The following is a 19,508-nucleotide window of genomic DNA, read 5'->3' as shown; positions in this document are numbered from 1 at the left end:
ATTACTAAACTTCTAGGACCACTCCAGAGCCCCTTTGCGCCAAGCGTAGACCAGGGCAACCACCAAAATGGCAATGAAGATCAATGCTTCTACAAAGGCTAACAGGCCCAATTGATTAAAGGCAACGGCCCAGGGATAAAGAAACACCGTCTCCACATCAAAGACCACAAACACCAGAGCAAACATGTAGTAGCGGATGTTGAACTGAATCCAAGCTCCGCCAATGGGCTCCATACCGGATTCATAGGTAGTTTGCCGTTCTGGGCCACCATCCCTAGGACGGAGGAGTTTGGATGCGGTCAGGGCCAACACTGGCACCAGGGAGCATATAAAGAGAAAGCCAAGAAAATATTCGTAACCGGTTAAAACAAACACAGGGCCAATGGTCTCCTCACGGCTAATGGTGGTCAGGGGGGGTCCAGCGGTGTTGCACCCCAAGGGATTACACCTGGGTCAAGCTTACCGGACTTGTGGGCGATCGCCTGGGGGCATTCTGCCAATTTTTCTGATTATAGGACTCCAACCAGGACAGACCAAGCCCTGAACTATATGTTTAACCTATGCTTATTAATCGTTTGGGCAATAATCCAATTCTGAAACGATTCACATTTCGGTGCCCGCTCTTTTGTAGAATGGAACCTCGGGCCATTGCCCCCCATGATTTCTTGTCATTCTTTCACCATGACCCCATCCGCCCCAAATTCGACAGTGTTGCCCAGTGCTACCCCCGTCTGTCCCCAGAGTTCGGCCTGTCGTTGGCGTGGATTGATTGAAACCTATCGGCCCTATTTACCGGTATCCGACCAGACTCCAGTGGTCACCCTTTTAGAAGGCAATACTCCCCTGATTCCCGCTCCGGCGATCGCCAAACGCATTGGCAAGGACGTAAGGGTTTTTGTTAAATATGACGGCCTAAACCCCACCGGTAGTTTCAAGGACCGGGGCATGACCATGGCCATTTCCAAAGCCAAGGAAGCAGGGGCCAAAGCGGTAATTTGTGCCAGCACAGGTAATACTTCAGCGGCGGCGGCGGCCTACGCTCGGCGGGCCGGTTTGCGGGCTTTTGTGATCATTCCCGATGGTTATGTCGCTTTGGGAAAATTAGGCCAAGCTTTAATTTACGGTGCGGAAGTGATTGCCATTGATGGTAACTTTGACGATGCGTTGACCACCGTGCGGCAGTTATCGGAACATTACCCCGTAACCTTGGTAAATTCCGTTAATCCCTACCGTTTGGAAGGACAAAAGACCGCCGCGTTTGAAATTGTTGATGTCCTCGGCCAGGCCCCCGATTGGCTCTGTATCCCCGTGGGCAATGCGGGCAATATCACCGCCTACTGGATGGGTTTTTGTCAGTATAAAGAATTGGGCAAAGGCGATCGCCTACCGAGGATGATGGGTTTCCAAGCCGCTGGTTCCGCTCCTTTTATCCAAGGGCAACCCATTAGCCATCCCGAAACCCTAGCCACTGCTATTCGTATTGGCAATCCTGCCAACTGGGATAAGGCCTGGGCCGCTTCTAGGGAAAGTAATGGGGAATTTCACCCCGTCACCGATGCCGAAATTTTGGAAGCCTATCGTATCCTAGCTGCCGAAGAAGGGGTTTTTTGTGAGCCCGCCAGTGCCGCTTCCGTAGCTGGTTTATTGAAGCAAAAAGATCAAGTTCCCGCTGGAGCCACCGTGGTTTGTGTGCTGACCGGCAACGGCTTGAAAGATCCAGATTGTGCTGTGCAAAATAGTGGCAATCAAGTGAAAGCGGGTTTAAAACCAGATTTGGAAATTGTTGCTAAAGCGATGGGTTTTTAGCCTAAATTTCAGCCAATTTATCCATAGTTTAGCTGGGGAGAAATGATTACTATTTACCCTGGTAAATGTATCGCAAAAAGTCCCCTTCCACCCTAACTATTCCTTGACCTGGTAGGGAAGAAGTTTGGGAGCGGTTGGGGGCATTAATCAACCCTACTATCTGTTCAATTTCCTCAAAATTGGGAGATTGGCTTTGACAGGATTGTAGAAATTGGCGAATGATACGCCGTTGTAAGGCCAGGGGTTTTTGACTGAGTAAACGACAGTTTAAACTTTTTTGATCCGTTTGGCTTAGGGTTTGATAAATTTCTCCACTAACTTGCTCTAAATAAGCCACTTCTGCTGTTAACAATTCCACCGTTTGAGCTAAACTTTTTTCCACCTGGGGATTGAAATGTTTCTTTAAGTAGGGAATCAATTCTCCTCGAATGCGGTTGCGGCGATAGGTCAACTTTTCGTTGAGCACGTCTTCCCACACAGACAATTGTTGTTGCTGGCAAAAATCTCCAGTTTCTTGACGACTAATTTCCAAGAGGGGACGGATTAGCCTAATCGGGCTTTTGTCTGAGCCGGACTCTTCCAAATTCCTCACCCAATTCATCGCTTGTAAGCCGTCACTGCCACTGCCCCGCACGAGGTTAAACAATAAAGTTTCTGCCCGGTCGCTCTGGGTATGGCCAGTCATAACCACCGGAAAATTTTCTGCTTTGGCGATCGCCGTGAGGGCGTGGTAACGCCAATGGCGGGCGGCGGCTTCCGTTTGGGGTAAATCTTGGGCATCCCGTTGGAAATAGGGTAGTTTATAACCTTGGGCTAGGCCTTGTACGTGGTCGGCAATGCCTGCATCGGTGGGCCAACGGTGGTCACAGTGGGCTACGGCCAAATGCCACTGCCATTGTTTGGTTAAATCATTAAGTAGATGCAGTAAACAGAGGGAGTCTTGTCCCCCGGATACCGCCACTAAAATTCGAGTTCCTTGCAACTCGGGGAAGCGCCGTTGCAAATTTTGATGGAGCTTACTGTGCAGTAATGTCCAAGCCATTTATATTATTTTTGTCCACTAAATTTTCAATTTTTCCCACGGGAAACATCAAGATTTAATAATCCCATGGCCCAGGCTCTGTTGAATAACGCTTTTATCCGCCGTTGCAGTGACAATTTTTTTAACTTTGTTGGCAACTTGCTCACCCCTAGTTGGGATGGCAGACTTCTGGGAATTAGGCAATTAAATATTCAAACCATTATTGATATTGGCGCTAATAAGGGACAATTTGCCAAAAAAATGCGCCGCTATTTTCCCCAAGCTCAAATTTTTGCCTTTGAACCCTTGCCCCTACCCTATCAACAACTCCAACAATGGGGCGATCGCCAACAAAACCGTGTTCGTACTTTTAACTTGGCCCTTGGCGATCGGGTGGATGAGTTGGAAATTAATAGCCATGTGCTTTTTACCGCTTCTTCATCCCTCTTACCAACGACGAAACTTTGCGAAAGCTTATATCCCATGGTGCGGGAACAGGAAAAAATTATCGTTCACCAGTCAACCCTTGACCGGGAAATGGAACAATTTGTAGGAAAGCTACTGCCGGAATTACTGGTAAAAATCGACGTACAGGGTTACGAAGACCGGGTGATTCGAGGCGGAGAAAAAATACTAAGGCAAGCTAAGGCCTGTATTTTGGAAATTTCCTTAGATGGACTGTATAAGGGGCAATGCCAATTCCGGGATATTTTTCCCCTATTGGACAATCTCGGACTGCGCTATGCTGGCAATCTGGATCAAGTGGTCGCCGCCGATGGCCATGTGCGCTATCTCAATGCTCTCTTCTTGCGTCCCGATTAACAATTTTTGAAACCTTTCTATGCGCGTTGAACCCTGTTGCCAAGCTCTCCTAGCCCAGCTTTTACCGGAAGTTGATCCCCAGCGGCAGGGAGTTTGCATTGATGTGGGGGTGGGCACCTTTGCTTTTTATTGCCAAATTTTTGCTGAGTTGAATTTCACCAGTCTGGCGATCGAGCCGTTACCAGTGAAGGCTTTAAAAAAATTAGCAGAAAGACCTAATTTGACTTTGCTTCCTGTGTGTTTATCGGATCAGAACGGAGAACAAACCCTATATATAGGCAAATTTGCTGGCATTTTCAATAGTAATTTCAGTTCCCTTTCTCCCCAATGGTTTGGAGCTTCTAGTCAAGCTAAAAAAGTAAAAACTCTAACTCTCCAAAGTTTAATTGACCAAGAAAAAATTGACAAAATCACCTGTCTAAAACTAGATATTGAAGGTTGGGAATGGGCTGTAATTAAACAGCTAGAAAATATAGAATCCTATTTACTGCCTGCGGTAGTGATGTTTGAATATGGCGGCGGCGTCAACCGAGGTCAAAACCAAAAGGGTTGGGCCCCAGAATTCTTTGAAAATACATTAAACATTCTTAAATCATTAAAAACTCTTGGCTACGGCTCCGGAATTTTATTGGATTTTGCTCCAGATTGCCAAGAAATAACCTTTGATTTAAGCCAATTGCAAACATCTGAGTTGGATAAACTTTTCCCCCCTCAAAGCGTTTACGGCAACATTATCTTGTTTAGAAATTATCAACCAAAAGCAAACCAGCTATCCCAGATTTGTGAACCCTATTATCGAGTTAACATTCTGGAACGGCTGGTCAACACTTTAGTCTCCCGCTAGGAATTTAACTATGGCTGAGCCTGAACGGGAAATCCTTTCTGCCGCAGGAATTCCGCCGTAGCCGCGTCAGGATTGTAACGGAAGCCAAACTGCGCCTCTGTACTATCATGAATGATCTTGGGGGTCATGAGAATAATAACTTCCGAACGGTCTGTTGTGTCTGTGGACTGCCTAAACAATGCTCCAATCACCGGTAAATCCCCTAGAATTGGAACTTTACTTGTGGTAGAACGTTGAAGTTCCGAAATAATGCCAGATAGAATGAATGTCTGATCATCCCTCAGCCGAACTACACCGGAAGTAAGTTCCCTTTTGTTTATCAGTGTTATTTCGTTGATGGCGCCAGCACCACTATCAAATACTTGTGTTCCAGCAGGAGATGCAACGATTGGATTAACGCGCAAAGTAATAAAGCCATTGTCATCAATTCGATCAACTATGACATTTAGTGTTAATCCAACATCTTCCAGAACCGGCGTAATAGTTCTAACTGCTGTATCTCCCTGGGTATCAACTTGCGTATCAACGCTGGCAATAACAGATTCTGTTAACTTAACTTGAGCAGCCTCGCCTTCTTGAACAATCAAAGTTGGATCGGTGAGAATTTTCGCATTCCCACTACGTATTTGAGCGTCAATTTGTGCCTGAAACTTTTTAGGATATTGATAAAAAGATGGCAAACCAAACTCAGGTTGGGTGATTGTTAACAGACCTTGTTCATCTACCTCCACAATTGGAAATTCAGTAACTCCATTAAACAATGGATTGTTGGAAACGGCTCCAGAACCTGATGTGAAGAAATTTATGGGGATGGTCCCTGGGCCAAGAGGCACTTCAATGTTAGTTATTCTATTAAGATCAAAGAAAATCTCTCCGTCTTGAAAAGGATTAACAATGGCAGGTGGATTAGTGATTCGCCCCAGGTTATTGTTGATATCAATTTCCTGAACTGGAGCCGTGTCACCAAAGCGCATGACCGCAGAACCACTGTCTTGGACAAAGAAACTATCTCCTATGCCAAAGGAAAAACTGCTGTCATAATCTTGAATATTATTAAGATTGATGTCAATAATTTTGACGTTTACTGCCACTTGGCGGCGGCGAGCATCCATTTGAGTAATCATGGAACTAGCCAATTCCACATTACGGGGTTCACCCACCAGGGTTACAGTGTTTAAACGGGGATCAGTGCTAACCACTAGCCCTTCCAGAATTAAAACTGAAGAATCGTTGGCTGGTTTTTGAACAGTTAAGGGAACTAGAGTAGGAGGCTGCTTAATTACCCTTGGCGGCGCATTTTCTGCCAACTGAACATCTTCCTGACCTTCAAATAGGATGTTAACTTCCGCACCCTGAGAAGCCAAAGTACTGGCCACAGACTCAGCACTAGCCTGGTTCAACCGGATAGTGCGGGTAATAATATTTCGAGCCGAAGGCAAAAGATTAGCCCCAGCGAAAATTGTGTTACCCCGACGACTAGCTTTTAGCCCTGAGGCCATCAGAACGTAGTTAAAAACGTCCTGAACACTTTCATTTTGAATGTCCAGAGTAATGGTTGACTGAGCTTGGGGAGGAGCAACCTGACCACCGGGAGGTGTACCTGGGGTAGGAGTGCCTTCATTGTTTTGGTTATCGGTAAAAATTAGATTCATGCCAGCATAACGGGTTAGCACAGCCAAAACTTCCCTTGCTGGGGCCTCCCGTAGTACCAAGCTTGGTACGTTAACCTGACCCCTTTGGCCAAGATCAATCATGTCGAAGGAAGCATTGATGTTGGAAATGGCCAAATCCCCCACTGGTGGCGGCACAGCCCGGGAACGTACCGGAGCCACAGGTACCGCAGGAGATAAAATGCTAGGATTTCCCACCTGAGGGCTGGCACCACGTTGGGGCACACCACCCTGCTGTTGGATGATTATTTCGGGATTGGGAAACATGACCTGCCCACTGCCCGCTGGAGGGGGAGGCATAGGGCGGCTGGGGGGAGCCATTTGAGCAACACTGGTCTGGTTCGGTTCTGGAAAATTTAATGCCAGTGGGTCGGATAAGGCTTCCAACTCCTGCACCAGCAACTCAATATTCGTCAACTTTTGCCCTGGTTTGACAAGGGATTTAGCCTGCATCAACTCCAATGATGGTTTCCAAGAATCAATTTCTTCTTTTTGCTTGAGAGACTGCTCCAAACTCTTTTCAAACTGTAGCCAATCTCGACTTGAGTCACCGGCGATCGCCGTCCGCAAATCTCCATCCAAAGTATTTGACTGGGAAACCGTTTCTGCCTGGGCAGGCGCTAGGGCCAACAAGCAACAGGTCGCTATTTCCGTTGTTAACCAAAACCGAAAATTTTTCACAGAATTGCTCCTCACACACCAATTAAAATCAATTATTGAATAATTATTCAAAAATCGTAAGACCGTTAGCGATAATCTACCAGCAAAATTACCCTTTAGGGGGCCGGGGCCGCTTGTCCTTCCGCTGGAGGTTGTCCCTCAGCCGGTGGTTGACCCTCCTGTCCAGGCGGCGGCGGGGGAGGAGTCAGGGCGGCAATCTCCTCAGGGGTTAATGGCATAAACACCTCCAACGTTAAATCCGTAGTTAGGATATCTGGCGCATCAGTTTGCACTTGTACAGTGTCACCATCCCTAACCACATTGACTGGAAATTCTGGATTAACCAAGCTAGTCCGCAAATTTTTCATCAAAATTAACGGTTGCAGCCGTTCAATATCCCGAATTAATGCCAGGGTTTCACTAAAACCGCCCGTCATGGAAATGGTATAAGTTTGTCGTTTAAGCTGATTTTTTGCGTTTGCCCCCAGACTATCATCGGAGATTACCACCGGATCTCCCTGGGGCAAAAAGCTGACTAACTTCACGTTTCTATTTACGAATAGAGTATTGAAGTTATAGAGGATTGTGTTCAAGTCCTCGCTATTGGCGTAGAGTTCCAACACTGTCGCTTTACGCTGTTGAGCTTCCTGTAACTGCACCTCCGCATTGGCTAGCCGACGCATCAACACTTCCGGGGACTGCTGATCCACTTGAGCTTGTTTAGCTTCTTCGTCCTGTCTTAGTTGTTGATATTCTCCCAAAGCTGGCATGACAAAATTGAGCAGAACATAACCCATGGCCAGCAAGCCAAGAATACCTAAACTAATGCCACTTACCTGGGGGGTGAAGGTTATCCCAAATGCAGTTGGATAATTTCCTCCCGCATCAAATTCCTCATCAATAATTGTTGTCGTTGATGAATACTCTTCGCTGTAGCTGGTCATGGCACTCCTCTAAAAACAAAGTTCGGTGGCTAGGGATCATCAATTATTAGCTGGTGGGGTTTCTGCTCCAGGAGCTCCCTCCGCCGGTGGCTCCAAAATAGGCGCAACCTCCGGTATTCCCGCAGGTCGATCCAAGACGCCCTTCAGTTCCAGAAACTTGAAACGAGCCACTAAACCGGCTGCCCCATTGGCGATCAATGCCGTTATCAATTCCTTATCGGGGGTATTGGTAATTTCCGTTTGGATGGTATAACTCACTCCCGCTGGAATGACAACACCAGAAGCAGCTTGATCTGCACTTGGCTCCTCTGTGCCCCCGGTTTCTGCCGTTGCCCCTTCCCCCGTAATAGGTAGGGCTGCCGCGTTGGCTGTCATCAGCTTAGTTTTATTAGCCTGCAAAAACTTCGAGCTTTGCAAAGTCAGCAGAAAATCATTGAGGGAGCCATAGTTGCCAGCAAAACCGGAAAGAGTGATTACATTTCCTTCCTGCTGGATACTTTGGAGTTGCACTTCCTGGGGCAACTGATTAGTTATCTCCTGAAACAGGGCTGACCAAGGTTTAATTTGATTAAAAACGCCAATTAGCCCATCTGCTTCTTGGTGAGCCGCCGCCGTTTTTGCCTCAACTTCCTGGATTTTTTGCTGTTCCCCCTGTAGCTGGGATAACTCCGTTTCCAATTGTTGGATATTGGTTTGAGCAACACCCTTTTGCCAATTGATTAGCAGTACTCCCAACCCCGCCAAAGCAGGCAAAAGTACCATCACCCCCGCCCCAATATAAAGCGGCATTTGCTTCTGTAGATCGTCCCCCGTTAGGGTGATAGTGGTAGTTTGGGTCGACCGAACAACGTCAGAGTTACGATCCTTGAGAAAATTTACATCTAGGCTATACATGGGATGGTTTCAGTGGAGTATGGCATCGGACAAGGAGAGGAGTGAAGCAATAGGTGTGGGCAAGGTGAACAAACCAAGCCGCTAGGCTTCCCGGATACCTAAACCCAAAACCGTGGCCAAACTGGGTCGCTCTATGTCAGAAAAATTCTGATCCGTGTCGATCGCCAGAGCTTCAAAGGGATCAATTTTGACGGTGGGAATACTCAAACGTTGGGTGAAATACTCATCCAACTGAATCAGGCCACCACCAGGGCCGGCCAAGAGTAACTGCACTAGTTCCAATTCCTCACTCTGGTTGAGGTAGAAGTTAATGGACCGTCGCAACTCGTCGGTTAGTTCCCCCATCACACGCATCAGAGCATTCATCCCAGGATTAACCGCTGTGCCTTGGGTGCTCATGGTGTCAAACTGGGTGACGGGAATGGTCATGCCCTGCAAAATTTCTGGATTGCGGGAAGGGGGCAAATTCATTGCCCGGGAAAGGGCATTTTGCATTTGGTAAGTACCAATGGGCACTGTGCGGGAAAACTGGGGTACTCCATCGACAATGATGGCAATTTCCGTGCTATCGAACTCAATATCAACCAGCACCGCCGCTTCCCGGGAACCAAACTGCCGCAACTGTTCCCGAATGGTTCTAATCAACGCAAAACTATTAATTTCTAGCACGTCCACCTGGAGCCCTGCCTGTTGAAAAGTGTCCAGATAGGAATCGGTTACCTCCCGCCGGGTAGCCACTAACAACACTTGCACTTTCTCAATGCCATCCTCATCTTCAAACAAGCCCAGCTTTTGGTAATCCAAATCCACTTCTTCCCTGGGATAGGGTAGATACAGGGCAGCTTCGTGATTTAGCACCATGTCGCGCAACTCATTTTCGTCCAACTCCGCCGGCACCGGCAGCATACGGATGATCGCTTCCCGCATGGGTACCGCTGTTGCCACCTGCTTGGTGTTAATGCCATTCTCGCTCAGCAGTTCCTGAATAATTTCCGCTAGGGCCGGAGAATCAACGATCTTTCCTTCCTCGAAAATTCCCTCCGGAATGGATGCGTGTCCAAATTTCCTTAGTTTATAACTCTGACCCTGGGAAGTAAGTTGGGCGACGTTAACCCTTTCTGGGGTAATTTCTAGCCCTACCCCGGAGGATTTACGGCCAAATAAGCTGGTAAAACGGCTAAACATGGGGGTTGCGGTAATCGCTGGCGATAATAAGACAAAATTATTAAGGAGTAAGGATGGGAGGGAGAGAATATCTATCAGTCAATGGTAGGGTTCTGGCGCACACTGTCAACAATAAGCAACAAAGTGTTAACTAAGCTTCAACTGAAACCTTACTGTAATCCAGTCGGAGGGCAATCAACAAAGCTTACAGTGCCTGGCCACGGATTTTAGCGGAAAAACCCGAGGCTTTAAACTGCTCCAACTGCAAAGGTAGAGGTTGCTGGGCGGGTACACTGATGCGCACCTCAAAATCGCTTTTTCCAGGAGGAATTTCGGCAATGTTACCCAAGCGAGTCCGGTTTTGCATGGCTGGTTCGTGGTTAGCATCGTAAATGCGTCCAAAAACATCGGCATCATACACTGTTTTCCCCGTCCGATTGTTGGCAATGCCGGTTACCAAAAAACAGTTAGCCGGGCTGCTCGAACCACTGCCCACATTGCCTTCCGCTAAGTCTGCTGGACAGGGTTTATAGTCAATTTCTGTCAGGGGCACCTCCGTTAGAGCCCAGGCGGGCATGGCGATCGCCAGGGACAGACAGGTTACCGCCAGAAAAAGAAGGAAAGACCGCAGAGCAGTTAAAAACATAGATTCAAAGGGAAACGAGCGTTAGGGCCTTAAAAACCTGGGGCAGTGGGGGGCAGAGTGGGATTGCCAAAACGGGTGTAACGAGACCAATCTTCCAACAGGGATTGGTTGAAAGGATCAGGTAAATCCCTGGTATGGATGACGGTCCCCCTGGTTTGTTGCTCCAAAGCATCTTGGTAAACGGCTTCCACCACAGCGGCATCTTCGGCAATCATGTTGTCAAAGTAGGAACCGGGCCAACTACGCCAACCAAAAATTTTGTTAGCTTGGCCAGAAATACTGGTGAGGTCGTAAAAACGCCCCGTGGCATTGTAGGAAGCTCGGGTGAAAACATTCTCCAGAGTATCTCCAGCGGCGACGGAAGTTTCTTTCTCTTCCATAAACTGCCCCAATTGTTGCCGAGAGGCTAACATCCTGGCCTCCAACTGGGTGAGGCAGGCACTCAAACCTGCGGCAAATTCGTTCCGGGTTAAAGCCCGATCGCCCCGGAAAGTGCGGTCAGGATAACCGACAATGCAGCCGTAGTTATCCACTAAATTTCGTAATGCTTCGTAGGCCCAGTTGTTGGGGGAAACATCCCGGAACTGGTTAATGCTGGTGACTTGCCCCAATAGCTCTGTATAGGCTTGGTAACTCCGGTCATAGTTAGCTTGGGCTGTTTCCTTATCTGGGGCCGGGGCAGGCATACCAGGGACAAGACTGACGGGGTCGGCGATCGCCGGAGGAGTCATCCCCCCTAGTAGCAATCCCCCCAGGGCCGCTAACAAACAAGATTTCATCGATCGGTTAATCATTACAGAACACTCCTCAACCAAAATGACCAACGGACTGGAAAATAAGCCGCAAAAGTTAATAAAATTTAATATGTCGTCAGCGTAACCGGAGGTGTGGGCGATCGCCTGCCAATCAACACCAATTTAGACGGCGATACCTAATAAATGTAACCCAATTTCCCCCAGCCGTAACCTTTATCCACAATTTCCCCCGATTATTAACCCCTGGAACATTTCCACTGCATAAAGGGCCAATTTTGTTTGAAGAATTATCAACGGCTCACCAGAGTACGGAAGAAAAATTTGGGCAGGGCCAACATCCGCCGCCAGCGCCAAGGTTCTTGGTATAGCCGATAAAACCACTCCAGGTTGTAGCGACAGAAAAATTCCGGTGCCCTCTGTTTCGTGCCGGACCACACGTCAAAACTGCCCCCCACCCCAATCCAAATGCCCTGGGGACAAAGATGACGATGGTCCCGAATCCAATACTCCTGCCGGGGAACTCCTAAACCGACCAAAATTAGACAGGGTCGTTCCCGGGCCAGAGTTTGTTGCCAAGCGTCCTGCTCCGATTCGGTTAAAAAACCATGGTTAGCCAAAATTTTTAATCCTGGATATTCCCGCTGCCAACGCTGGGCTGCTAGTTCAGTGATACCCGGTGCTCCTCCATAAAAGGCAATGGGCTGATTATCCTTACCTTCGCCAATGTGACGCACCATGGCCTCCGCTAGTTCAATGCCAGGGCAACGGCTTTGCTCGATGCCTTCCAATTTTAGATAAATGGTTACCCCTGCTCCATCGGGAATGACCAATTCTGCCCCTTGGATCACTTCTTGCACCGCTGGTTCCTTCTCGGCCAGCATCACCATTTCCGAGTTGAGGGTGACCACGTGGACTCCCTGACCCCTTTGCAGACAATTTTCTAGCCAATGACCATAGTTATCAGAAAGGTGCACCTTCACCCCAAAAACCGAGGCTGTTGGCAAGCTTGGCTCAGCAAAGTTGGTGACCATAGGGAAAATAAATTGAAGTGAAGAAGTGCCTTAATCATTTCCCTCCGCATTGTCCAGAGGGATGGGACTCAGTCTAGTATTCTCCCAGAATTGCCGGAGTTTAAGTGACAAGGATACGAGGGAAGAATCGCCAATTTCTCAAGGAAACTTTGATCAGCACCTTTAACCACCCATCATCCCATCGTCTCAGACAGCGTTTAAGGCTGAATATCAAACAAATGATTGTTGGGCAAATTACTGATGGAGCGTTGTAGTTGGTTCAATGATTGGTTATAGCCAATAATCGCCTGTAGGAACCTTCCCCGGGCGTTGGCTAAGTCCCGCTGGGCGTTAATAACGTCCGTTTGGGTGCCTACCCCAGCCTGGAACCGTAGTCGAGCTAAACGGAGGGCTTCTTCAAAACGAATGACGTTGGTGCGGGTACTGCCAATATTTTCCTTGTTGGAAATTAGGGTGTAGTAGGATTCCTCTACTTCCAAACGAATTTGGTTTCTTTGCTCAGAAAAAGCAGTTTTAGCAATGTCCATCTGGCGATCAGCCCGGCGAGCTTCGGCAAAGGCCCGGCCCCCGTCAAAAAAGTTCCACCGTACTCGAGCGGCAAAGGCATAACCATCCACTAACCCGGCACTGCTATCAAAATTATTTTGGTAGGTGTAATTGGCCAGAAAATCCACCCTGGGTTTAATGGCTGCCAGGGCAATGTAGCGGTCCTGTTCGCTCACTTCAATTTGCACCAATTGTTGCTCCAGTTCAGCCCGGTTTTTATAGGCTTGAACAATGCTTTCATCCAGGGGTAAGCTCCAATCCCCGGCTTCCACAATTTCATCGGCGGCGGTTAATTCCACCCGTTGCCCCACGCTCAACAATTGGGCCAGACGGCGGCGGGCATTGCGTTGATCGGCGATCGACCTGGTTAAAGCTTCGTTGGCGGTGGCCAAATCTCCTTCCGCCCGTAACACGTCAAAGCGGGTGCCCAACCCGGCCTGTTCTAACAAACGGGCATCCCGCAAACTCTGGGAAGCATCTTCCACGGAGGCTTGGGCGATCGCCACCTGGGCATCGGCCCCCTGGAGAGCATAGTAACGATCTGTGGCTTCAAAGCGGGTTTGTTCTGCCACCACTTCCACCTGGAGGCGACTGTTTTGCACCAACTGCTCGGCTTTGGCAATTTGGGCGCTCCTTTCCCCCCCGGCATAAATACTATAGGTCAGGTTGATGTTACCCACTGCATTGGTGCTAGTTTCCGAACGCAGTTCTGGGTTGACGGTAGTGGTTTGATTCTGGTTGGCAATGAGGGCATTGGTGGCTTCGGCCGCCGCACTACTATCCCGACTAAAGGTAAAATCCGTGTCCAGGCTAGGGAAAAGGGCCGCCCTTGCCGCCATTAAACCAGCTTCCTGTTGCTCTAGGGATAGCTTGGCCTGCTGGAGTTGTTCATTATTTCTCAGGGCCAGATCAATGGCTTCGTCCAAAGTAATAGCTTGCCGAACTGTGGTGTCCACCTCGTCGGGCTTGGTGGGAAACATGAGGGGGTTACCGGAGGGATTTAAGCGCTCGTTGGGCGCTGTGTCCGGTAATTGGGGAAGAGGAAACCCACTGTCATCAGCATTATTTCCTGTTTCTGCCGATGGTGCATTGTCCGGAGGAGAAACACTTTGGGCCACGGCGATCGCCCCCTGGCCGCCACTGAAGCCGGGCAAAAAGACACCGACGCTGGTGCTGAGTAGCAACAACAGAGTGGAAGAAGACCAAAATTTGAGCGGATGGATTGATTTCATTGGGAATGTGACCAGACAACTCAGCCGTAATCGCAAAAAGGGGAAACGCTGTTCGCTAAATAACTTACCGCATTGCCCTAAGAATTGTAACCAATGTTATTCCAGACTGTAGGCCACGGCCCCCGATCGCCGGGGATCTCCAACCCCTTCCATGGTCCCCGCAGTGGTGGTGGCAACCCCATGAACTCCCCCAAAAAACATATTTTGTTCCGTCCAAAGGGTACCCTGGGTGCCGTCGTCAAATCGCAACTGGGCCAGAATATCAGCTACAGAGGTTGGCTCCAAATCTAATTTATGGGCCTCCCAATGAATACGTTCCCGCCCCACCGCTTCGGCTAAGGGTAATTGGTAATCTAGGTGATGACAGACCACCTGCAAAATGGCACTACGAATGCGATTTGATCCCCCTGACCCCAAAACTAGCCGGGGTTGTTCCTGGTCTAAAAGTATAGTGGGGGCCATCATCGATGATAGGCGTTGCCCCGGTGGCCATTGGTAAAAGCCCTGGGGATTGAGGTCTTCTTCCCCCAACATGTTGTTCAGCATAATGCCCGTGCCGGGAATAAAATGCCCAGACCCCTCCCCATTGGAACTGGTTAAGCTGGCGGCATTGCCCTCTCCGTCTAAAACACTGATGTGGGTGGTGCTACCCAATTTATTGATAAATTTTGATTGTCCTAGTTCCGAGGCCAGGCGATCGCCGCCGAGAAATTTTGCTTCAATGTCCCCACAGTGGAGATTGCCATCTAAATATTGCCGACGGGCTTGGTTACTCAGGGCCATCACTTGGCTAAAAAGCTGAATTTGTGCCGCACTGCCCAGGGGATATTGGCTCAAATCGTATTTTTCTAGCAACTGCAAAGCAAAAGCAATGAGAATGCCTCCGGCACTGGGGGGAGGATTGGTTAACAGTTGCCGTTGGCGATATTGGGCCCGCAGGGGTAGACGAATTTCCACCTGATAGTCGGCCCAGTCCTTGGCGGTCAGAGCACTGGCTTCCCCCAAAGATTCCAGCACCCACTCGGTTAACTCTCCCCGGTAAAACCAATCCGGGCCATGGCGAGCCAATTGTTCCAGCACGTCCGCAAACTGGGGCAGATAGGCCTTTTCCCCTTGGCGGAGAATTTTTCCTTGGGGAGCGTAAAACTTTCTGCCTTCCTCTTGTTGGGTCAGAATTGGCTCCAGCAGACCATTGGTAAAGTCATTGAAACGGTTGAGGGTAAATCCCTGGCGGGCATATGCCACCGCTGGTTCAATCAATACTTTGAAAGGTAGCTGCCCCAGTTTCCTATGGGCCGCAAATAATCCCGCCACCATCCCCGGCACGGCGATCGCCCCTTTACCAATGTGAAAAGTTTGCCAAGCTCCACCAAAATTGAGGGCAACGGGGTAGAAGTCCACTGCTTTTTCCCCTGGGTTAACTTGGGGTGTTTGGCAGAAAAAATCGAACAGGTAACTCTTCTTCGCCGCCGTCTGGGCCAGCAGAAAACCCCCTCCCCCCAGGGAAGTTAAACTCGATTCCACTACGCAGGCCGCCAACACCGAGGCGATCGCCGCATCGAAGGCATTGCCCCCTTCTTCGAGCATACATTTGCCCGCTTCTGCCGTTTGGGCATGGCCCGCCGCCACAACCCCAGTGGTTTTACCCGCCATAGAAAGTTTCGATAACAATTGAAAATTAAACCGCCGGAGCAGTTTTTGTTCCTAGGGGAATCACTTCTGCTTCATTGCTTTCCCTGGCCACCCGCACCAAAAGCCCTGCTAAGACTAGACTTGATAAACAGGAACTACCACCATAGCTGAAAAATGGCAGAGGTAAACCGGTGGTGGGCAGAGCGCCACTGGCCACACCAATGTTGAGCAGAGATTGACCCACTAGAAATATCACTACTCCCAAACCAATTAATCGTTTGACCCGATGGCGACAACGCATGGCCACCCGCAGCCCCATGGTGGTAAATAGGCCGAGGAACGCTAAAAAGGTAATGCAGCCCACTAGCCCAAATTCTTCCGCAAAGACAGCAAAAATAAAATCCGTGGTTTGGATGGGCAAATAGAATAATTTTTGCTGGGACATGCCAAATCCCCTCCCGAGAACTCCCCCAGAGGCGATCGCGTATAAACTTTGCACCAACTGGTAACCATCGCCCCTCGGGTCGGCAAAGGGGTCGAGGAAAGAGGTGACCCGAGCCCGTTGATAGTCCCGGATGGAAATACTTGTCACTGCAGTGGTTATCCCCAGCAGAGCAGTGGAAATGAGATAAATCCAGGGAAGACCGGACGCTAGGGCAATTAACCATAACCCCATGCCGCACAGGGCAGTGGTGCTCAAGTTGGGCTGGAGCAAAATACTACCTAGGGTTAGGGCAAAAATGCCCAACCAAATGAGGCGCGATCGCCAAGGGAAACGATGCCAATTGCCGAACAAATTAGCCGCCTGCAGCACTAAACAGGGCTTCATAAATTCTGACGGCTGGATCAAGATTGGTCCCAAACTAATCCAACGACGGGCCCCATTTACTTCCACTCCCAAACCGCTTTTGGTCAAAAAAATCAGCAGTAAAACCACAATCAAAAACCAGGGCACTAGCTTGAGGCAGACCTGGAGGGGCAAACGCACCAGAAAATTAAAAATATTTAGCCCCAGCCAAAGATAGGCAATTTGTTTGAGGATAATGCTCAGGCCTGTGCCGCTGGTATCCAGACTTTCCGCATAGGAAGCGGAAAATAGCACCACCACGCCCATTGCCATCCAGGCGAAGAACAAAGTCCGCATCAAACGGGCTTCCCCCGACCACCGCAGTACCTCAGGGTCATAAAAGGGGAAAATGATTCGGAGCAAATTGGCGGCGGTGATCATGGAGCTAGCGATTTTCGTAAAATTGTAACCGTCCCACGCCCAAATCTAGACCAACAGAGGCTGGCCCGGAGGGAAAGGCTTGTACTCGAAACTGATAGACCCCTGCCACTTCTGGGTTTTGCTCCGCTAGCAGAGCAATAGTGACGGTGTTACCAGGAGCAATGGGGGGATTGAACTGCACCACAATGGTTTGGGAATCGCCGCTGGTGGAAACCGCAGAACTGGCCAAGTCGTTACCCCGTTGGGAAGGCAGGCCCAAAAATACTTCTGTTTGACTTAAATCCAGACTAATAGGAGAGGGATTGGGTTGTTGGTGCAGCACTACCTTGCCTAGGGGCTCAATTTCTCCCGCAGGCAGACTAACACTAAAAAAATATCTGCTGTTGGGGATATTAATGCCGTTAAAGTCCGCATCCACATCGGCCAAACTGGGGGGAGTGCCGGTAAAAAAGGTGGCATTGGCGGGAAAAGGGTCTGTTTGGGCTTGGACGGCGATCGCCTGGGGAAAAACTAAACTAACCCCCACCAGGGTGCCCAATAGCAAGTTAAAATTCTTCGACATAGCTGATAAATCCCGGCTTCTATGAAAGATAAACGGATTGGCGATCGGTCTAGTTCCCAACCCAAGTTATTATACGGGGCGACCCATTGACAGCGACACCAACATTCCCTTTGGTCAGGATAGTTTAACGTGACTCATATTCTTGGCATTTCTGCTTACTACCACGACAGTGCGGCGGCCCTGGTCAAAGATGGCGTTATTGTGGCGGCAGTGCAGGAAGAAAGATTTACCCGCAAAAAACACGACGCTTCTTTTCCCACCCAAGGCATTAATTATTGTCTTGGGGAAGCAGGTATTAGTTTAAAAGAAGTGGATTATATTGTTTTCTACGAAAAGCCCTTAGTGACCTTTGAACGGTTACTGGAAACCTATCTGGCTTTTGCCCCCAGGGGATTGCGGTCTTTCATTGCCGCCATGTCCGCTTGGTTGCAGGAAAAACTTTACCTCAAAACTGTCTTAAAAAAAGCCCTAGCAGAATTGGGCGACTGTAAGACCAAAGATTTGCCTCCTTTGTTATTTAACGAACATCACCAATCCCACGCCGCTTCAGCTTTTTTCCCCAGTCCTTTTGATGAGGCGGCAGTGCTCTGTATGGATGGGGTGGGGGAATGGGCCACCACTTCCCTTTGGTCTGGCCAAGGTAATCAGTTAACGCCCCATTGGGAAATTCATTTTCCCCATTCCTTGGGTCTGCTCTACTCCGCTTTTACCTACTACACGGGTTTTAAGGTTAATTCTGGCGAATATAAACTGATGGGTTTGGCCCCCTACGGAGAACCGAAATATGTGGATTTAATTTTAGATAATCTGTTGGATTTGAAGGCTGACGGCACGTTTCGCCTCAACATGGCTTACTTTAACTATGCCACTGGTCTCACCATGACCAATAAAAAGTTTGCCGATCTGTTTGGTGCGCCCCGGCGATCGCCGGAAAGTCCGTTAACCCAAAGGGAAATGGACATTGCCGCTTCCATTCAAGTGGTAACGGAAAAAGTCGTGCTCCGCTTGGGCAATACGGTGTACGAAGAATTGGGGCTGGAAAATCTTTGTTTGGCCGGGGGGGTAGCCCTCAACTGTGTGGCCAATGGTCGCTTACTACGGGAAGGCAAATTTAAAAATATTTGGATTCAACCGGCCGCTGGAGATGCGGGAGGGGCGATCGGAGCGGCCCTATCAGTATGGCACCAGTATTTACAGAATGAAAGAATGGTGCGAAAACCCGATGCCATGGCCGGTTCCTACCTAGGCCCTAGGTTTACCAACGAAGAAATTGAAACTTATCTGAAAGGTCCCGCTGTACAAGCAGTTTACGACTATTACTCCGATGAAGATTTATTTGGCAAAGTGGCCCATATCCTCGCCGGAGGCAATGTGGTGGGTTGGTTCCAAGGAAGGATGGAATTTGGACCCCGGGCCCTGGGTGGACGTTCCATCATAGGAGATCCCCGCAACACCACCATGCAATCGGTGATGAATTTGAAAATCAAATACCGGGAGTCCTTTCGCCCCTTTGCCCCGTCCGTGTTGGCCGAAAAAGTGGGTGATTATTTTGAGCTAGACCAACCCAGCCCCTATATGCTTATTGTGGCCGATGTAAGGGAAGAATTGCGTTTGCCATTGACTCCTGAACAAGAGCAACTATTTGGCATTGAAAAATTAAACATTCCCCGGTCCCAACTACCTGCCATCACCCATGTGGACAATTCTGCTCGAATTCAAACCGTTCATCCGGAAACCAATCCCCGCTACTATCAACTACTGCGTCAATTTGAAGCCCTGACAGACTGTGGAGTACTGGTTAATACTTCCTTCAACGTGCGCGGGGAACCCATTGTCTGCACCCCAGAAGATGCCTACCGTTGCTTTATGCGGACGGAAATGGATTACTTGGTGTTGGAAAATTTTGTTTTAGCTAAAACCGCCCAACCCCAAAGGGAGCAGGATCAAAAATGGCAGGAAGAATTTGAGCTAGATTAAACATTCTCATCCTGTTTATTCCAAAAAAACAGCCGCAACTGCAAAAAGTTAAACGGCTGGATAAACTACTAACG

Annotated in this window: 17 protein-coding genes; 4 read left to right on the top strand and 13 right to left on the bottom strand. The window is 49.0% G+C overall.

The window, feature by feature from the left end; genetic code table 11:
• Window positions 1–12 precede the first annotated feature (12 nt).
• The gene (ndhC, locus tag C7I86_RS08900; protein WP_010872905.1) at window positions 13–375 is read right to left on the bottom strand and encodes a photosynthetic/respiratory NAD(P)H-quinone oxidoreductase subunit C; all 363 of its coding nucleotides are present in this window, start codon (window positions 373–375) and stop codon (window positions 13–15) included.
• Between the two features lie 282 nt (window positions 376–657).
• Between ndhC and thrC the strand changes: the two genes are divergently transcribed.
• Window positions 658–1,806, top strand: a complete 1,149-nt coding sequence (thrC, locus tag C7I86_RS08895; protein WP_010872904.1) for a threonine synthase — start codon at window positions 658–660, stop codon at window positions 1,804–1,806.
• A 49-nt stretch (window positions 1,807–1,855) separates the two neighbouring features.
• Here the strand turns inward: thrC and tilS are convergent, their stop codons facing one another.
• Window positions 1,856–2,848: a tRNA lysidine(34) synthetase TilS gene (gene tilS / locus C7I86_RS08890; protein ID WP_010872903.1), complete on the bottom strand. Its 993-nt coding sequence runs from the start codon at window positions 2,846–2,848 to the stop codon at window positions 1,856–1,858.
• Between the two features lie 66 nt (window positions 2,849–2,914).
• Here tilS and C7I86_RS08885 point away from each other — a divergent pair, with 66 nt between their 5' ends.
• Window positions 2,915–3,649 (top strand): FkbM family methyltransferase, encoded by a 735-nt coding sequence (locus C7I86_RS08885; RefSeq protein ID WP_010872902.1) that lies wholly within the window; start codon window positions 2,915–2,917, stop codon window positions 3,647–3,649.
• A gap of 19 nt (window positions 3,650–3,668) precedes the next feature.
• A complete protein-coding gene (locus C7I86_RS08880) occupies window positions 3,669–4,493 on the top strand; it encodes an FkbM family methyltransferase (protein ID WP_010872901.1) in 825 nt (274 codons plus the stop codon).
• 8 nt (window positions 4,494–4,501) lie between these two features.
• On the opposite strand, the gene C7I86_RS08875 is transcribed toward C7I86_RS08880, so the two are convergent.
• The 11 genes from C7I86_RS08875 to C7I86_RS08825 all read right to left on the bottom strand — a co-directional run bounded on the left by C7I86_RS08875 (window position 4,502) and on the right by C7I86_RS08825 (window position 17,457).
• Window positions 4,502–6,844, bottom strand: a complete 2,343-nt coding sequence (locus C7I86_RS08875; RefSeq protein ID WP_020862340.1) for a type IV pilus secretin PilQ — start codon at window positions 6,842–6,844, stop codon at window positions 4,502–4,504.
• 95 nt (window positions 6,845–6,939) lie between these two features.
• Window positions 6,940–7,767, bottom strand: a complete 828-nt coding sequence (locus C7I86_RS08870) for a pilus assembly protein (RefSeq protein WP_010872899.1) — start codon at window positions 7,765–7,767, stop codon at window positions 6,940–6,942.
• A 39-nt stretch (window positions 7,768–7,806) separates the two neighbouring features.
• Window positions 7,807–8,661, bottom strand: coding sequence for a PilN domain-containing protein (locus C7I86_RS08865; protein ID WP_010872898.1), 855 nt, complete (start codon window positions 8,659–8,661; stop codon window positions 7,807–7,809).
• Between the two features lie 81 nt (window positions 8,662–8,742).
• Complete coding sequence (pilM, locus tag C7I86_RS08860) at window positions 8,743–9,846, bottom strand: type IV pilus biogenesis protein PilM (protein ID WP_010872897.1); 1,104 nt, start codon at window positions 9,844–9,846, stop codon at window positions 8,743–8,745.
• A gap of 184 nt (window positions 9,847–10,030) precedes the next feature.
• Window positions 10,031–10,471, bottom strand: a complete 441-nt coding sequence (locus tag C7I86_RS08855) for a hypothetical protein (protein ID WP_010872896.1) — start codon at window positions 10,469–10,471, stop codon at window positions 10,031–10,033.
• Window positions 10,472–10,500: 29 nt separating this feature from the next.
• Window positions 10,501–11,265 (bottom strand): iron uptake porin, encoded by a 765-nt coding sequence (locus C7I86_RS08850; RefSeq protein WP_010872895.1) that lies wholly within the window; start codon window positions 11,263–11,265, stop codon window positions 10,501–10,503.
• A gap of 251 nt (window positions 11,266–11,516) precedes the next feature.
• Window positions 11,517–12,257, bottom strand: coding sequence for a WecB/TagA/CpsF family glycosyltransferase (locus C7I86_RS08845; RefSeq protein ID WP_010872894.1), 741 nt, complete (start codon window positions 12,255–12,257; stop codon window positions 11,517–11,519).
• Between the two features lie 197 nt (window positions 12,258–12,454).
• Complete coding sequence (locus tag C7I86_RS08840) at window positions 12,455–14,035, bottom strand: TolC family protein (protein WP_010872893.1); 1,581 nt, start codon at window positions 14,033–14,035, stop codon at window positions 12,455–12,457.
• 96 nt (window positions 14,036–14,131) lie between these two features.
• Window positions 14,132–15,688, bottom strand: coding sequence for a gamma-glutamyltransferase (gene ggt, locus C7I86_RS08835; RefSeq protein WP_010872892.1), 1,557 nt, complete (start codon window positions 15,686–15,688; stop codon window positions 14,132–14,134).
• 25 nt (window positions 15,689–15,713) lie between these two features.
• The gene (locus C7I86_RS08830) at window positions 15,714–16,895 is read right to left on the bottom strand and encodes an FtsW/RodA/SpoVE family cell cycle protein (protein ID WP_010872891.1); all 1,182 of its coding nucleotides are present in this window, start codon (window positions 16,893–16,895) and stop codon (window positions 15,714–15,716) included.
• Between the two features lie 4 nt (window positions 16,896–16,899).
• Window positions 16,900–17,457: a DUF2808 domain-containing protein gene (locus tag C7I86_RS08825; RefSeq protein WP_010872890.1), complete on the bottom strand. Its 558-nt coding sequence runs from the start codon at window positions 17,455–17,457 to the stop codon at window positions 16,900–16,902.
• A 129-nt stretch (window positions 17,458–17,586) separates the two neighbouring features.
• Here C7I86_RS08825 and C7I86_RS08820 point away from each other — a divergent pair, with 129 nt between their 5' ends.
• Window positions 17,587–19,434 (top strand): carbamoyltransferase, encoded by a 1,848-nt coding sequence (locus C7I86_RS08820; RefSeq protein WP_010872889.1) that lies wholly within the window; start codon window positions 17,587–17,589, stop codon window positions 19,432–19,434.
• Window positions 19,435–19,508: the final 74 nt, after the last annotated feature.

This window comes from Synechocystis sp. IPPAS B-1465 (genome assembly GCF_003015225.1).
In the GTDB taxonomy this organism is placed as follows: Bacteria; Cyanobacteriota; Cyanobacteriia; order Cyanobacteriales; family Microcystaceae; genus Synechocystis.
The sequence above is the reverse complement of the archived record's forward strand: the minus strand, read 5'-3'. Positions and strand labels throughout refer to the sequence as shown.

What these genes read in the sequence shown, in the direction of transcription:
- C7I86_RS08870 (WP_010872899.1), bottom strand. Translation starts at nt 7,767, where the DNA reads ATGACCAGCTACAGCGAAGAGTATTCATCAACGACAACAATTATTGAT.
- thrC (WP_010872904.1), top strand. Translation starts at nt 658, where the DNA reads ATGATTTCTTGTCATTCTTTCACCATGACCCCATCCGCCCCAAATTCG.
- C7I86_RS08830 (WP_010872891.1), bottom strand. Translation starts at nt 16,895, where the DNA reads ATGATCACCGCCGCCAATTTGCTCCGAATCATTTTCCCCTTTTATGAC.
- C7I86_RS08865 (WP_010872898.1), bottom strand. Translation starts at nt 8,661, where the DNA reads ATGTATAGCCTAGATGTAAATTTTCTCAAGGATCGTAACTCTGACGTT.
- C7I86_RS08850 (WP_010872895.1), bottom strand. Translation starts at nt 11,265, where the DNA reads ATGATTAACCGATCGATGAAATCTTGTTTGTTAGCGGCCCTGGGGGGA.
- pilM (WP_010872897.1), bottom strand. Translation starts at nt 9,846, where the DNA reads ATGTTTAGCCGTTTTACCAGCTTATTTGGCCGTAAATCCTCCGGGGTA.
- ggt (WP_010872892.1), bottom strand. Translation starts at nt 15,688, where the DNA reads ATGGCGGGTAAAACCACTGGGGTTGTGGCGGCGGGCCATGCCCAAACG.
- C7I86_RS08855 (WP_010872896.1), bottom strand. Translation starts at nt 10,471, where the DNA reads ATGTTTTTAACTGCTCTGCGGTCTTTCCTTCTTTTTCTGGCGGTAACC.
- C7I86_RS08840 (WP_010872893.1), bottom strand. Translation starts at nt 14,035, where the DNA reads ATGAAATCAATCCATCCGCTCAAATTTTGGTCTTCTTCCACTCTGTTG.
- tilS (WP_010872903.1), bottom strand. Translation starts at nt 2,848, where the DNA reads ATGGCTTGGACATTACTGCACAGTAAGCTCCATCAAAATTTGCAACGG.
- C7I86_RS08845 (WP_010872894.1), bottom strand. Translation starts at nt 12,257, where the DNA reads ATGGTCACCAACTTTGCTGAGCCAAGCTTGCCAACAGCCTCGGTTTTT.
- C7I86_RS08880 (WP_010872901.1), top strand. Translation starts at nt 3,669, where the DNA reads ATGCGCGTTGAACCCTGTTGCCAAGCTCTCCTAGCCCAGCTTTTACCG.
- C7I86_RS08885 (WP_010872902.1), top strand. Translation starts at nt 2,915, where the DNA reads ATGGCCCAGGCTCTGTTGAATAACGCTTTTATCCGCCGTTGCAGTGAC.
- C7I86_RS08825 (WP_010872890.1), bottom strand. Translation starts at nt 17,457, where the DNA reads ATGTCGAAGAATTTTAACTTGCTATTGGGCACCCTGGTGGGGGTTAGT.